General features: G+C 65.3%; 13 protein-coding genes. 5 read left to right on the top strand and 8 right to left on the bottom strand.

Going from position 1 to position 14927, the window contains the following annotated elements; genetic code table 11:
- The first annotated feature begins 7 nt into the window (after positions 1–7).
- Together LB558_RS15645 and LB558_RS15640 are read left to right on the top strand one after the other, a co-directional pair.
- Entirely contained in the window at positions 8–592 is a 585-nt protein-coding gene (locus LB558_RS15645; protein ID WP_224698357.1) for an SDR family oxidoreductase, read from the top strand.
- Positions 576–1472, top strand: coding sequence for an aldose 1-epimerase (locus tag LB558_RS15640; protein ID WP_224698356.1), 897 nt, complete (start codon positions 576–578; stop codon positions 1470–1472). The genes LB558_RS15645 and LB558_RS15640 overlap by 17 nt, the downstream gene beginning before the upstream one ends.
- On the opposite strand, the gene LB558_RS15635 is transcribed toward LB558_RS15640, so the two are convergent.
- From LB558_RS15635 to LB558_RS15620, 4 genes are all read right to left on the bottom strand, one after another.
- Positions 1464–2225, bottom strand: coding sequence for an SDR family NAD(P)-dependent oxidoreductase (locus LB558_RS15635; RefSeq protein WP_224698355.1), 762 nt, complete (start codon positions 2223–2225; stop codon positions 1464–1466). The genes LB558_RS15640 and LB558_RS15635 overlap by 9 nt on opposite strands.
- Positions 2222–3784, bottom strand: coding sequence for a sugar ABC transporter ATP-binding protein (locus LB558_RS15630; RefSeq protein WP_224698354.1), 1563 nt, complete (start codon positions 3782–3784; stop codon positions 2222–2224). The genes LB558_RS15635 and LB558_RS15630 overlap by 4 nt, the downstream gene beginning before the upstream one ends.
- Before the next feature lie 52 nt (positions 3785–3836).
- On the bottom strand, positions 3837–4808 hold the full coding sequence (locus LB558_RS15625; RefSeq protein ID WP_224698353.1) for a sugar ABC transporter substrate-binding protein: 972 nt from the start codon (positions 4806–4808) through the stop codon (positions 3837–3839).
- 64 nt (positions 4809–4872) lie between these two features.
- On the bottom strand, positions 4873–5883 hold the full coding sequence (locus LB558_RS15620; protein ID WP_224698352.1) for an ABC transporter permease: 1011 nt from the start codon (positions 5881–5883) through the stop codon (positions 4873–4875).
- A gap of 249 nt (positions 5884–6132) precedes the next feature.
- On the opposite strand from LB558_RS15620, the gene LB558_RS15615 reads away from it, so the two are divergent.
- Positions 6133–7164, top strand: coding sequence for a substrate-binding domain-containing protein (locus LB558_RS15615; protein ID WP_224698351.1), 1032 nt, complete (start codon positions 6133–6135; stop codon positions 7162–7164).
- Here the strand turns inward: LB558_RS15615 and LB558_RS15610 are convergent, their stop codons facing one another.
- From LB558_RS15610 to LB558_RS15595, 4 genes are read right to left on the bottom strand one after another with little or no spacing between them, the layout of a single operon-like run.
- Entirely contained in the window at positions 7165–8337 is a 1173-nt protein-coding gene (locus LB558_RS15610; RefSeq protein ID WP_224698350.1) for a mandelate racemase/muconate lactonizing enzyme family protein, read from the bottom strand. It lies immediately after the preceding gene.
- A 13-nt stretch (positions 8338–8350) separates the two neighbouring features.
- Positions 8351–9397 (bottom strand): transketolase family protein, encoded by a 1047-nt coding sequence (locus LB558_RS15605; RefSeq protein ID WP_224698349.1) that lies wholly within the window; start codon positions 9395–9397, stop codon positions 8351–8353.
- The gene (locus LB558_RS15600) at positions 9394–10242 is read right to left on the bottom strand and encodes a transketolase (protein ID WP_224698348.1); all 849 of its coding nucleotides are present in this window, start codon (positions 10240–10242) and stop codon (positions 9394–9396) included. The genes LB558_RS15605 and LB558_RS15600 overlap by 4 nt, the downstream gene beginning before the upstream one ends.
- Before the next feature lie 4 nt (positions 10243–10246).
- The gene (locus tag LB558_RS15595; protein ID WP_224698347.1) at positions 10247–11041 is read right to left on the bottom strand and encodes an SDR family NAD(P)-dependent oxidoreductase; all 795 of its coding nucleotides are present in this window, start codon (positions 11039–11041) and stop codon (positions 10247–10249) included.
- 118 nt (positions 11042–11159) lie between these two features.
- Here LB558_RS15595 and LB558_RS15590 point away from each other — a divergent pair, with 118 nt between their 5' ends.
- Positions 11160–12380, top strand: coding sequence for a mandelate racemase/muconate lactonizing enzyme family protein (locus LB558_RS15590; RefSeq protein ID WP_224698346.1), 1221 nt, complete (start codon positions 11160–11162; stop codon positions 12378–12380).
- A gap of 130 nt (positions 12381–12510) precedes the next feature.
- Complete coding sequence (locus LB558_RS15585) at positions 12511–14910, top strand: thiamine pyrophosphate-dependent enzyme (RefSeq protein WP_224698345.1); 2400 nt, start codon at positions 12511–12513, stop codon at positions 14908–14910.
- Positions 14911–14927 lie beyond the last annotated feature (17 nt).

The following is a 14927-nucleotide window of genomic DNA, read 5'->3' as shown; positions in this document are numbered from 1 at the left end:
TGCGGCCATGGAAATCGACCTCGATGGCGCTGCGATCGCCCTTGATGGTGACAGCAACCCGGTCGCCGAGGCAGCGCTCGCCGGGCTGCTGGCCAATGGCGGCCGGCTGGTCGAAGGCTCGCATGCGCGTGAGGCCGACATCCTGCTGATGTCCTGTCCGTTGCGGCCGGGTACAGTGGCGGGCGATCCGCGATCGCTCTACGCCGATGCGCGCAAGGCCGCCGTGACCATGACCGAGCGTGGCAGCGGTCGCATCGTCTTCCTGCTGTCGGCCACCGCCGGCATGCCGATGCGCCGCCACCCGCGCCTTTCCATGGACAACGCGTCGATCCTCGCCGGCATGCGCACGCTGGCCATGGAGTTCGGCCCCAAGGTGCTGGTCAATGCCGTCGGTGTCGGCGCGGTCGAGGATGAAACCATGGTTTCGGGCGACAAGGCGATGCTCAGCCACACCCCTGTCGGCCGCGCCGGCAGCATCGAGGAAGCGGTTGCGGCCGTGCTGTTCTTCTGCGATCCCCTGAACACCTACACGACGGGCCAGATGCTTTGTGTCGATGGTGGATGGATGGCAGGCTATGGGCGTAATTTCTGAGCGGTTGGCGCTGAAGGCCGGAGCGCTGGAGGTCGATCTGGTGCCGCAGATCGGCGGCAGCGTGAGCGCGCTGCGCTGGCGCGGCATCGATCTCATGCGCCGGCTTTCGGACGCGGATCGCGACGCCGGCGATGTGCTTGGCGTGGCCATGTTCCCGATGACGCCCTATGCCAATCGCATCACCGGAAACGCCTTCGACTTCGCTGGAAAACGCTGGCAGGTCCTTCCCAACAATCCGCCCGAAAAATTCAACGTGCATGGCAGCGGCTGGCACCACGCCTGGACCGTTACAGAGGCGGGGGCCGCCGACGCCACCCTGTCGCTGGGCATCGCCGCTGGAGCCGAGCCCTATTCCTATCGAACGACGCAGGCGATCTCGGTTTCCGGGAAAGGCCTCGGCGTCACCATGACGATGACCAACACCGGACCGGTCGCCATGCCGTTCGGCTTTGGCCTGCACCCCTGGTTCGATCGCGATCCGGATGTGACATTGCAATTCGAGGCGAAGCGCTTCTACCTCGAAGAGCCGGATGGCATTTCCGGTGATCCGATCACGCTTCCGCCCGAGCTCGACTTTGCCGAGGACCGGCCTTTGCCAAACGGCTGGCGCAACAATGATTATGGCGGTTGGGCCGGCGAGGCGACGATCCGCTTTCCAACACGCGGTGCCGGCTTGCGGATCAAGGCCGACCCGGCCTTCAGGCATTTGATGCTCTACGCCGATCCGACAAAACCGTATTTCTGCGTCGAGCCGCAAACGAACGCCTCCGGTGCTTTCAACCGGGGCCGGTGGGACGATCCGGAGGAAGGCGTGATTGTGCTGGCCCCTGGCGAAAGTGCTGCCGGCACCGTCTCGCTCATGCCTTTTGACTTAAAGTAGTCGCGCCAGCAGCCCGCCATCCACCTGCATGGCGCTGCCGGTGACGAAGGACGCGGCATCGGAGATCAGGAAGCCTATTGCCGTGGCGATCTCGGAGGGATTGGCGATGCGGGCGATCCGGTTGGGCTCGAAGGACAGGCCAAGCGCTTCCGCGCCGCCTGCCGCCTCCAGCCCGTCCAGCGTCATCCTTGTGGCGACGGAGCCGACCAGCACGGCGTTGACGCGGATGTGGTCGACGGCATAGTCGAGCGCCATCTGCCGCGACAAGCCGACGACCGCCGCCTTGGTCGCGGCATAGGCCGGTACGCCCGGCACCGTGGCCTCGGCATGCACCGAGGCGATGTTGACGATCGAGCCGCCGCCGGCTGCGCGCAGCAGCGGCAAGGTCGCCCGGCAGATCCGGAAGATGGCTGTCAAATTGACGGCGATGGTCCTCTCCCATTCGTCGTCGGAGAGCTCTTCAAGCCGCTTGCCGGTCGGATAGATGCCGGCGCAGTTGACGACGGCGTCGAGCCCGCCGAACCGCGCTGCCGCCGCCGCCACGGCAGCTTGCACCTCGACTTCGCGGGTGAGATCGCACTCGCGGAAGATCAGATCGCTCCCGCCATGGCGGCCGGCCAGGGCCTCTCCCTCCTCACCGTCCAGCCCGGCACCGAACACCCTCGCACCCTGCGCGACAAGGTACTCTGCGGTCGCCCGGCCGATGCCGGTCGCCGCTCCCGTGACGAAAACGCGTTTGCCGGCAAAGCTCATGACGAGACCCGTGGAGCCATGGCGTGGCGTTGCGCCTGCGCTGCTGTCACCGAACGCAGCACGCGATCCTCACCGCCCTCGCCACGGCTGAATTCGTCGACGATGCGGCCATCGGCGACGACGAGGCAGCGGTCGCACAGGCCGATCAGTTCCTCGAGTTCCGACGCGACGATCAGCAGGGCTACGCCCTTCTCTGCCAGTTCGACCACGAGCCGGTAGATCTCGTGCCGGGTCGCCGCGTCGACGCCCTTGGTCGGCTCGTCGAGCAGCAGCACTTTCGGTGCCCGCATCAGCACGCGGGCAAACAGCAGCTTCTGCTGGTTGCCGCCCGACAGATGGGTGACCGCGGCCTGCGGCGACGCTGCCTTGACGTTGAGGGCGCGCATGGCACTCAGGATGGAACTGCGTTCGAGCCCGCCGCGCACCATGCCGTAACGCGACAGCGGCGCGAGATTGCCGATGGTGATGTTGGCGCCGACCGGCAGGTTGAACAGCAGGCCATCGCGCTTGCGGTCCTCGGTCAGCAGCGCAATGCCGGCGGCACGCGCATCGCCTGGCGACTTGATAGAAGCGGATTCGCCGGCAACACGGATTTCGCCCTCTGCCGGCACGCGGCCATAGATGCCGTGCAGGATCTCGCTGCGGCCGGAGCCAAGCAGGCCTGCAAGTCCGACGATCTCGCCGGCGGCGACGGAGAGGTTGATATCCCTGGCGCCATGAACCGCGCCGCCGTGGCCGGAGACAGTGAGCCGGCGAACCTCCAGCGCGGTCGGCACACCGACGGGCGCTGCGTGCTCGGGAAACAGCCGCTGCAGCCTTTGGCCCGACATCGAGAAGATGAAGGTCTCGGCGTCGAAATCCTCTCTTGCGATCCGCACCGCCACCTGCCCGTCGCCCAGGACGGTGGCACGGTCGCAGATGGCCAGCACCTCGGGCAGGCGATGGGTGATGTAGATCATGGCGACGCCTTGCGCCTTCAGACGACGCAGCACGCTGAACAGCGCATCGACTTCGGTGCCCGAGAGCGAGGCCGTCGGCTCGTCGAGCATCAGCACGCGTGGTTTCAGCACGATGGCACGTGCAATCATCACCAGATGGCGCTGTGCCGAGGTCAGCGACGCGACATAGGCCCTGGGGTTGATGTCGATGCCAAGCTCGGCAAAGATTTCGCCGGCCCGCTGTTCGAGCTTGCGCTGATGCACCAGCATGCCGTCGCCCAGGCCGGTGCGGCCGGCAAAGACGTTCTCGGCGACCGAAAGCTGTTCCAGCACTTCGATTTCCTGCGGCACATAGCCGACGCCGTTCGACCGCGCATCGGCGGGCGAGGCAAAACTCACGGGCTGGCCGTCGAGCTCGATGGTGCCGGTGTAGGAGCCGGCCGGATGCACGCCGTTGAGGATCTTGACCAGCGTCGACTTGCCGGCGCCATTCTGGCCAAGCAGAGCGTGGATTTCGCCCGCAGTGACATCGAAATCGACGCCGCGCAACGCTTGCACGCCGCCGAAATTCTTGGCGATTCCAGCGGCTGAAAACAGCTTCTCTTGCGTGGCGTTGGACAAGACGATCCTCTCAAACAGTGCCGGGCCCGCTAGCGCGGACCCGCGGCAAGCGTTACTGGCCGGCGCTGTCCAGCATCTTGTAATAGGGGTCGAGGTCGGCAGCTGTGATCACCTTGGCCGGCAGCGGGTTGCTGTAGGGCACGCTCTTGCCCTGGGCGAGGTCGCCGAGCAGTTCAGCAACCTTGGCACTCTCTTCATAAAGCGGCTGCGCGACGATGCCGTAGGCGGCGCCCGACTTCACCAGATCGAGGTTCTGCCTGATGTAGTCCATGCCGATGATGACGACATCGCGCCCGGCCTTGCGCGCCGCACCCGACCAGGTCTGGATGCTGTTGCCGGTGGTGCCGAAGGCCGCGGTTACACCCGGATTGCCTTGCAGGATCGCCACCGCCTTGGCCTCTGCGGCTGAGGGCTCGAAACCTTCCATCTGGGTGTCGAGCACCTTGATGCCGGGGTATTTCGCCGCGATTGTCTTGCGGAAGGCATCCGACATCGCGTTTTCAGTGTCGTTGGAAGCGCCTTGCGTCAGCGCCACGGTGCCCTTGCCGCCGAGCTTGTCGCCGATGGCGATCGCCGCGTTGGCGCCGACATCGGCGATGTCCTCGCCGGTCGCTGCCTTGAGGCCGGTGACGGTGCCTTCCGGCGGCAGCACATGCCAGGTCACGATCGGGAAGCCTTCCTTGGCAAGCTTGGTGATGTAGGAATAGATCGCCGGATCCACGCCGTAGACGCCGATGGCGTCGTATTTGGTGCGGGCAAGGGCTGCCTCGGCCAATGGCAATGTCGCCGGGATATCCCAGTTGGTGGCGCTCGGGTCGCCGACGACCTCGCAGGTGTAGCCGAGCTCCTTGCACTTGTTGAGGAAGCCCGCCTGCATCAGCCGGTGCACGGGGTGGTCCTTCATCGCCTGCACCCAGAGCAGATGAACATCCGCGGCCTTGGCAAGGCCCACCGAGCTGAATGACGTCGCGACCGCCGCGGCGAGCGCGGCGCCGACCAGTCCTTTTTTCAGATTGAGTTTCATGTCCTACCTCCCTTGGTTTGCCGGTATTTTGCCGGCGCGATATCCACGTTCCCTCGCGGTCGGCCTAGGCGCCGGCGATGAAGTAGCGGCGGCGCAATATGTCGAGGCCGACGGCCATGACCATGATCACGCCGACCGCGATCTGCTGCCAGTTGGAGTTGACGCCGATGACGACGAGGCCGCTCTGCACCACTTTCAGCATCAGGATGCCGACGCCGCCGCCGGCAACCGTGCCGGCGCCGCCGAACAGGCTGACGCCGCCGACCACGACGCCGGCGATGACGGTCAGTTCCCAGCCGCTGCCGATCGAGGTGCCGCCGCTGCCGAGATCGGCCATGACGAACATGCCGGCGATCGCCGACAGCGCGCCGACGACGATGAAGGCGCCGATCTTGTAGGCGTTGGTGTTGATGCCGACGAGATGCGCCACTTCCTTGTTGCCGCCGGTGGCATACATGTTGCGCCCGAGCACGGTGCGCCGCAGCACGAAATCGGCCACGATGGCGGCAATGATGAAAAAGGCAAAGCTCCAGCCGAGCCCGAAGGCCAGATCGGTGCCGCCGATCGTATTGATCGTCTGTGGCAGCGGGTAGACCGGATAGCCGCCGGTCACCACCTGGATCAGGCCCTGGCCGATGAACAGCATGCCGAGCGTCTGGATGAAGGCGGGGATGCCGAGCCTGACGACGATCACGCCGTTGACGAGACCGATCAGCGCGCCGACGCCGACGCCGCCGAGTACGGCGATCGAGACCGGCAGGGCAGCCGCGGTCATCAGCTTGGCGGCGACCACGGCCGACAGTCCGGCCACCGAGCCGACGGACAGGTCGAACTCACCGGCGACCAGCAGGATGGTCTGGCCGATGGCGATGATGCCAACAAACGACACGACGTTGAGAATGGCGCGAATGTTTCGCTCCGACAGGAATGCCGGCTCGAGCAGCCAGAAGAAGCCGATCAGCAGTGCCATGGCCGCGAGCACGCCGACTTCGCCGACGGCAATGAAGCCGATCAGCCGCCGCCGGAACGATTGCGCATCCCGGGGCGGCGAGATCACGTCTGCCACGCTGTTCATCCTGACCTCCCTGGCGGCGCCTGATGCCGGCTCGGCGTCCGGCACCATTCGCCCGCGCCAAGCCTTGGCACGCTCCTCGATACCATTAAGATTATAATATTATAACTTGTCAACGGGTGAAATTCGGAGACGTCGCGGCCAGCCCGTGCCTCGCTGGAAAGCGCGCGCCGCAACCGCTATGAATGGGCTGATGACGCGCGATCCGCAGGACCTTGCCTTGCTGGATCTCGCCCTCTTGGGAGCGTGGTGATGACCGACAGACCGCCGGCGGGTGAGAAGAAGCCGCAGCGCCTTGGCGTCCGCGAGATCGCCAAGCGCGTCGGCGTCGCGCCGATGACGGTGTCGCGCGCGCTCTCCAATCCGGACATGGTGTCGCCGGAGACGCGCGCCAAGGTGCTCGAGGCCATCGAGCAGGCCGGCTTCGTGCCCAACCGGCTGGCGTCCAGCATGCGCGGCAATGGTCGCATGATCGGCACGGTGGTGCCGCCGCTGATCAATTCGGGCATCGCCGAACAGGTGCAAGGCATGTCCGACGAGTGCCACGAGAGCGGCTATTCGATGCTGCTTGTCCAGGGTGAGTTCACGCAGGAGGCCGAGGAGAAATCGATCCGCAATCTGCTTGGCTGGCGCCCTGTCGGCATGATCCTGCAAAGTTTCGTGCAGAGCGAAACGGCGCGCGCGCTTCTGAAGAACAGTGGCGCCCCGGTGGTCGAGATATCAGAGATCAAGGGCCGCAAGCCGATCGACATGGTTGTCGGCGTCTCCAATTTCGAGACCGCCTATGCCATGACCATGCATCTGGCGGCCAAGGGCTACAAGCGCATCGGCTTCGTCTCGACGCCGATCCACGGCAATGACCGCCTGCAGCAGCGCCGCACCGGCTATCACGCCGCACTCACCGAACTCGGCATCAGGAACCATGACGACATGGAGGTCGAAGTGCCGATCACCGCCCAGGGCGGCGCCGAGGCGCTGGTGACGTTGACCTCCCGCCACAAGGACATCGACGCCATCTTCTTTTCCAGCGATACGCTGGCCGTCGGCGCCGTGCAGGAATGCCACCGGCGCCGCTGGGCAGTGCCGGGCAGGATCGCAATTGCCGGCTATGGCGACATGGATCTGGCGGCCCAGCTTTATCCGCCGCTGACCACGGTGAAGGTCAACCGCTACGAGATGGGCCGGCGCGCGGTGCGGCAATTGCTGGCAAGGCTCGGCGGCGACACCAAGGTGCCGACCATCACCAGCCTCGGCTTCGAGATCGTCGACCGCGAAAGCGCGTGATCAGCTCTTCGACTCCTCACGCCGTCCGAGCCGCTTTTCCCAGCCTTCGGCATGGACGTTGAGATAGGCGTGGGGATCGTAAGGGTGCTCCTTGATCGCTTCGATGTTGAGATCGATGCCGAGCCCCGGCGCGTCCGGCAGCGACAGATGGCCATTGTTCGGGTTGACGGTCGGATGCCAGGTGACGAGGTCGCGCGTCCATGGTTCGTTGAAGGCGTCGAAATGCTCCTGGATGAGGAAATTCGGCACGGCCGCGGCCAATTGCAGGCACACAGCCGTCGCCACCGGTCCGCCGCTTTGGTGCGGCGCGATGTGGCTGCCATGGGCGAGTGCCAGGTTGGCCACCTGCATCGACGGCGTGATGCCGCCGAGCGACATCGGCTCGGTCTGGAAGATGTTGACGCCGCCGCCGGCGGCAAGCGTGTAGAACTGACCGACCGTGTCGTACATCTCGCCGGTCGCCACCGGGATCGGCGAGCGATGCGCCACTTCGTGCACCGTTTCCTGCCGGTCGCGCGACGTCGGTTCTTCCCACCAGTAGATATCCAGATCGGCGAATTTTTGCGCTGCTTGCAGCGCGGCGATCTCGGTGAAGCGCGCATGCACGTCGATCAGGATCAGCGTGTCCTTCGGCAGCCTGTCGCGCAAGGTCCGGCAGATGGCGTAGGACAGCTCCAGCTCCCCGCGCGCGATAAAACCTTGCGCGGTGCCGAACGGGTCGAGCTTGAACGCCTTGAAGCCCTTGGCCAGCACCGCCTTGGCGGCTTCGAGAAAGGCCTCGGGCGTGCGCTCGGTGCGATACCAGCCATTGGCGTAGCCAAGCACGCTGTCGCGCACCTGGCCGCCCAGCAATTGGTGGATTGGCACGCCGAGGCTCTTGCCCAGTATGTCCCAGCAGGCGACCTCGATCGCCGCGATCACCGTGCGGTGGATATGGCCGCCGTCAAGCGAGACGCTGTCCAGCATGCGCTTGGCCAGCGCATTGATGCGGCAGGGATCCTGGCCGATGGCCAGATGCTTGAGTTCGTGCACGCCGGCTTCGGTGGTCTTGATGAAGCCGTTCAGCGTGCCTTCGCCGACACCGTGAATGCCGCTGTCGGTATGCACTTTGACGAACAGCCAGTTCTTCCACCCGGCGCCGACGGCAAAGGTCTCGATCTCGGTGATCTTCATGCGAAAATCCTAACTAGCTTTTTGTTTGACCATGATCCTTTCCGAAAACCGGTTTCCACTTTTCGGGATCATGATCTGGCGCGGCAATCGTTGCGATGACGGCCTCGGTGGTCAGGCCGTATTTCGCTTGCAAGGTCGGCACCGCACCGCATTCGATATAGCGGTCGGGCAGGCCGATGCGGGTCACTGTCTTCAAAAGGCCGGCATCGAACAAGGTCTCGATGACCAAGCTCGCCAATCCACCGACCACGACATGGTTTTCCGCCGTGACAACACGGCTGACGCTGGCTGCAAACTCAGCCACCACCTCTGCGTCGAACGGCTTTATGGTCGGCACATGCAGCACACCGGCGGAGATGCCGCGCTTTTGCAAAGCCTCCGCCGCGTCCAGCGCCCGCTCGGTCATGAAGCCGGTCGAGATGATGCCGACATCCGATCCTTCGCGAAGCCGTCGCGCCTTGCCGATTTCGAAGCGGTACCCCGGTTCGAACACGACGGGCACGCTGCCGCGCAGCAGCCTCATATAGACCGGCCCTTGATGCGCCGCGATCGCCTCGGTCGCCGCTTCGATCTCGGTCGCGTCGCAGGGATCGATGATGGTGAGACCGGGGATCATCCGCATCAGCGCCAGATCCTCGATCGCCTGATGCGTGCCGCCATAGCCGGTCGTCAGCCCTGGCAGGCCGGCCACGATCTTGACGTTGAGGTTGGAGTGGGCCAGCGCGATGGCGACGAAATCATAGGCGCGCCGCGTCGCGAACACACCGTAGGTGGTCGCGAACGGCACCTTGCCGGTGCGCGCCAGCCCCGCGGCGACAGCAACGAGATTCTGTTCGGCCATGCCGACATTGAAGAAGCGATCCGGGAAGGCGTCGCGGAACGGCAATATGTCGGTGTATTTGCCGAGATCAGCGGTCAGCCCGACTATGTTGGGATGGCTATGGCCAAGTCTGGCCAGCGCCCGACCAAACGGCGCCTCCACGCTCCGACGGCCGCCGCCGACCGCTTCGTCCTGGCCCATGGCCAGCGTGCGGCCGGCCTCCATTGCCGCGCCGCTCATGGCTGTGCCCCCGCACTTTTCTCGAACTCGGCGATGATGCCGTCCCATTGCGCCACGTCGATGCGGAAGAAGTGCGATTTCTCAGAGGTTTCAATGCGGGGTACGCCCTTGCCCGGCAGTGTGCGCAGCACGATCGCCTTCGGCTTGCCGTTGCGCTGACGTGCATCGGCCAGCGCGCCGACCACCGCCGTCATGTCGTTGCCATCGATCTCCGATGTCTGCCAGCCGAAGGCGCGCCATTTGTCGGCTACAGGTTCCATGTCGAGCACCACGGGTCCGTCGGCCTGGATGCCGTTGCAGTCGATCAGCGCCACCAGCCCGTCGAGCTTGAAATGGCTGGCCGACATCGCCGCTTCCCAGGTCGAGCCTTCCTGCATCTCGCCATCCGACAGTTCGACGAAGACGCGCGCGTCGGAACGGTCGACGTGCAAGCCCAGCGCCTGGCCGATGCCTTGCCCCAGGCCGTGGCCGAGCGAGCCGCCGATCATCTCCACCCCCGGCGTGGTATCGAGCGTCGACATCTCCAGACGGCTGTTGTCGGCGCCGTAGGTGACCAGCTCTTCGACCGGAATGATGCCGGCCTCGGCAAAAGCTGCCCACAGCGCGATGGAATAGTGCCCGGTCGACAACAGGAAGCGGTCGCGATCGGGCCAGGCTGGATTGTGCGGGTCATAGCGCAGTTCGTGGAAATACAGCGCCGCCAGCGTATCGGCGATGCCCAGACCCTGGCCGATATAACCCTGGCCCTGGCCGCGCGCCATGGTCAGCATGTGGCGGCGCAGCCGCTCTGCCTTGCGTTCGAGCGCGCCGATATCGGCAGTGCCGGGAGGGGAGTTTCGCAGCATCTGGTCAGTCCTTGTCGAGGCCGCCCGACATGTTGAGCCGCTCGGCGGTCATGTATCTGGGCGAATCCAGGCAGAGCCAGACGACCGCTTCAGCCACTTCGGAAATCTCGGCGCGGCGGCCAAGCGGAATGCGGCGTGTGCGCTCGTCGAGAAAGGCCTGCAGATCGTTGCGGCCGTTGGCGCGGGCGAGATCGGCCTCCGTCGAGCGCTGCATCTCGGTGTCCATCATGCCCGGGGCCAGGCTATTGACCAGCACGCCATAGGGCGCCAGCGCCACCGCGGCGGCGCGGGTGATGGAATCGACGCCCGCCTTGCTCGCCGTGTAGGCGGTGTAATCGGGCAGCGCCATGCGCGAGCCCGGCGAGGTGATGTTGACGATGCGCCCCGAACGCTGCTCGCGCATCACCCGGCCAGCCGCCTTGCAGGCCATGGCAAGTGCGGTGACATTGAGCGCCAGCGTGCGCGTCCATGCCTTGAAGGTGGCGTCGAGGAACGGCTCGATCACGCCATAGCCGGCATTGTTGACCAGGATGTCGATGCCGCCCCAACGCGCGACCACTTTTTCGACGGCCGCCTCCGGCGCACCCTCCAGGGTGAAATCGCCTGTTATGGCCTCGGTTTCCGCGCCGGTATCCCTGATTTGCCGGGCTGTCTCGGCCAGCCCTTCTCCATTGACGTCGGCAATTGCGACGGCACAGCCGCGCCGGGCCAACTGGATCGCCACCTCGCGGCCGAGGCCGCCGGCGGCGCCGGTGACCAATGCTCGTTTTGGCGTGATATCGTGAATTTCGGCAGGCAAGCGAGCACCCTCCCGGTGGCCATCTTGACGGGATTGATACCGGTACCATAAATGGCTGTCAACGGCGATGTGCTATTGTCCGCTGGCCGTGCGGTCTGGTCGGTATGGGGAGGAAAAAATGAAAGTCGTCGCGCTCGAAACGCTGCAGCTGGCGGAATTTCCGTTCCTGTTTTGGCTGCGCGTCCACACTGATGCCGGCCTCATCGGCACCGGCGAGACCTTCTGGGCGCCGGGGCCGGTCGCCTCCTACATCCATGACAATGTCGCCGCTTATCTCCTGGGCAAGGATCCGCGCGACATCGAGCTGCACGACCGCACGCTGGGCAGCGTCTATGTCGGCGCGCGCGATTCCGGCGCCGAGGTGCGCGGCAATTCCGCCGTCAACATCGCGCTGTGGGATATCTACGGCCAGGCGCTCGGCGAGCCGGTCTGGCGGCTGCTTGGCGGGCGCACACACAGGACCGTGCCGATCTACAACACTTGCGCCGGCTACAAGCATGTCCGCGCGACGCAGAAGAATGCCCTGTTCGAGCGTGGTGAGGACTGGTCGCTCAAGCCCAGCGATTCGAACGAAGGTCCGTATGAAGATCTCCTCGCCTGGCGCTACAATGCCGGCGACCTTGCCAGGAGCCTGAAATCGGAAGGAATCGGCGCCATGAAGATATGGCCGTTCGACATCGCCGCCGAGGCCTCGAACGGCACCCGCATTTCGCTTGCCGATCTCGACAAGGCACTGGAGCCGTTCCAGAAGATCCGCGACGCCGTCGGCCGCGACATGGAAATCATGGTTGAACTGCACGGGCTATGGACCTTGCCGCCGGTGCTGCGCATTGCCGAGGCGCTGAAGCCCTACGATGTTGCCTGGCTGGAAGAGCCGATTCGCTACAACGAGCTCGACGCCATGGCCGAACTTGCCCGCCACACCTCGATACCCGTCGCCGCCAGCGAGCGGCTGGCCTCCCGGCAGATGTTCAAGCAGCTGATCGACAAGCGCGCCGCTTCGGTGATCATGATCGACCTTGCCTGGTGCGGCGGGCTCTCGGAAGCGCGCAAGATCGCCAATATGGCCGAGGCCAGCGAACTGCCGGTGACCTTGCACGACTGCACCGGGCCGATCGTCTATGCCGCCAGCTGCGCGCTCTCGGCGACCTTGCCGAACGTCAATTACCAGGAAGCGGTGCGCGCCTATTTCACCGGCTGGTACACCGAGATCGTCGCCGACATTCCGCCGGTCGAGGACGGCCATGTCGCGCCGCTCGAAGGGCCGGGGCTTGGCCTCAGCCTGCGGCCGGAGCTGTTCCAGCGGCCCGACGCAACGGTGCGCGTCACCAAAATCTAGCCATCAGCGGGCTCTTTTTGAGCCAGTAGACATTATGCTATTATAATCTATGATGGGCCGAAGCGAGTACCCCACAAACTCGCCGCCGGCGCTTTGCCGCCCGGCACCAGACGGATCCAGGGAGGCTTTGGTGGCAATTTCTGCGGCGCGCGCACGCGAGCATTTCAAAGGTGCGCCAAATCTGCCCGACCGGAAAATCCTGCTCGACCTGTTCGAACGCATGGTGCTGTTGCGTCGCTTCGAAAGCATCGCCCAGATCGCCTGCCGCAAGGGCGAGACGCCCGGCTTCCTGCATCTCTACATCGGCGAAGAGGCGACGGGGGTCGGTGTCTGCGCGCATCTGCGTCCGACCGATTGGGTCACCTCGACCCACCGCGGCCACGGTCATGCGCTGGCCAAGGGGGCCAATCCCGGACGGGTGATGGCCGAGCTGTTCGGCAAGGCCGACGGCATTTGCGGCGGCCGCGGCGGCACCATGCATCTCTATGACCGCTCGGTCGGCCTGTTCGGCACCAATGGCATCGTCGCCGCCGGCATCGGCCATGCCGTCGGCATCGGCATGAGCGCGCGCCAGCAGGGGCGCGACGACATCGGCGTCGCCTTCTTCGGCGACGGCGCCGCCAACCATGGCGGCTTCCACGAAGCGCTCAATTTCGCCGCCGTACAGCGGGCGCCTGCGGTCTTCGTCTGCGAGAACAATCTCTACGCCACGGCCACGCCGCTCAACTCCGTCACGCTCAATCCCGAGATCGCCACCAAGGCCGCGTCCTACGGCATGCCAAGCGTCGCCGTCGACGGCAACGACGTGTTTGCTGTCTGGCTGGCCATGAAGGAAGCGACCGAGCGCGCGCGTTCAGGTAAAGGCCCGACGCTGATCGAGGCCAAGACCTATCGCACTGTCGGCCACCATGAGGGCGATCCGGTTATCGGCACCTACCGGACGCAGGAGGAACTCGACGCCTGGATCAAGCGCGATCCGATCGACATGTTCCGCAAGAAGCTGGTCGAGGAGTATGGCATTGCCGATGCGCAAGCGTTGGCAGCCATCGAAGGCCGGATCGAGAAGGTGGTCGAGGAGGCGCTGGCCTTCGCCCGCAACTCGCCCGAGCCTGATCCGGCGACAGTGCGCCTGCATGTCTTTGCCGACCCGATCAATCCGCCGGCCGCCTTGCAACCGCGCGCCATCGGCGAGACGCGCACGCAAGGCTGGCTCGAAGCGGTGCGCGACGGCCTCGCCGAGGAGATGCGCGCCAATCCGGCGATCCTCTATTTCGGCGAGGGTACCGGTGAACGCGGCGGCAGCTTCGCCCACACCAAGAATCTCTGGCAGGAGTTCGGCGCCGAGCGGATGGTCGACACGCCGATTTCCGAACAGGGCTTTACCGCCGCTGCCGTCGGCGCCTCGGCCACCGGCGCGCGCACTGTCTCGGACCTGATGTTTGCCGACTTCGCCTTCGAGACCGCCGGGCAGATCTTTTTGCAGGCAGCAAAGCTGCGCTACATGACCAGCGGCCTGATGAGCGCGCCGATGGTGGTGCGCGTCGGCGCTGGAGCGCTGCGCAGTTCCGGCCCGCATCACAGCGGCATCTATCACCCAATCTTCGCCCACATGCCGGGCCTCATCGTTTGCGTGCCCTCGACCCCGGCCGATGCCAAGGGGTTGATGAAGACGGCGCTCAGGGCCGGGGATCCCGTCATCATGCTCGAACCCAAGGCGCTGTTCGCGTCCAAGGGCGAGGTGCCGGTCGGCGAACATTATGTGCCGTTCGGCGTCGCGCGCATCGCGCGAGCCGGCATCGACATCACCATCGTCGCCGCCGGCCAGATGGTGCAGCGCGCGCTGGAGGCGGCGCAAGCGCTGGCCATTGAGGGTATCGAGGTTGAAGTCATCGATCCGCGCACCATCATGCCGCTCGACATCGACACGATCGTCGCCAGCGTGCGCAAGACTCATCGTCTGCTGATCGTCGACGAAGCCTGGGCGATGTGCGGCCTTGGCGGCGAGATCGCGCAAGCCATCAACGAACTCGCTTTCGACGAGCTCGACGCACCGCCCGGAAGGCTGCACACGGCGCCGACTTCGCACCCCTTCGCGCCGGTGCTGGAGCGCGCCATGCTGGTCGACACGGCGCGCATCGTCCAGGGCGTGCGCGACGTCATCGCGGGCAAGCCGCCGGTGCCGGATCACTGGTACACGGTCGGCTTGAAAAGTGCTGCGCCGGCTAAGCCTGGACCTGTTGCGGCCAGGCCGCAGCCCGCCACGCTAGCGCCAACGACTGCACCTGCCGCCAGCGACGACGAGCCGATAACAATGCCGTTCGGTGACCTCACCGTCAGTGAAGGCACCGTCGTCAAATGGCTGAAGGCGGTCGGCGATGCGGTCAAGGAAGGCGAGCTGATCGCCGAGATCGAGACCGACAAGGCCGTCGTCGAGATCGAGGCGCCGATCAGCGGTACGCTCAGTGCGATCGACCAGCCGGTCGGCGCCGTCGTACCGATGGGCGGCCGCATAGGCGGCATCAAGAAATAGTTCTCGTTCCCAACCAT

It is taken from the genome of Mesorhizobium sp. CO1-1-8 (assembly GCF_020164875.1).
Lineage (GTDB): Bacteria > Pseudomonadota > Alphaproteobacteria > Rhizobiales > Rhizobiaceae > Mesorhizobium.
The sequence above is the reverse complement of the archived record's forward strand: the minus strand, read 5'-3'. Positions and strand labels throughout refer to the sequence as shown.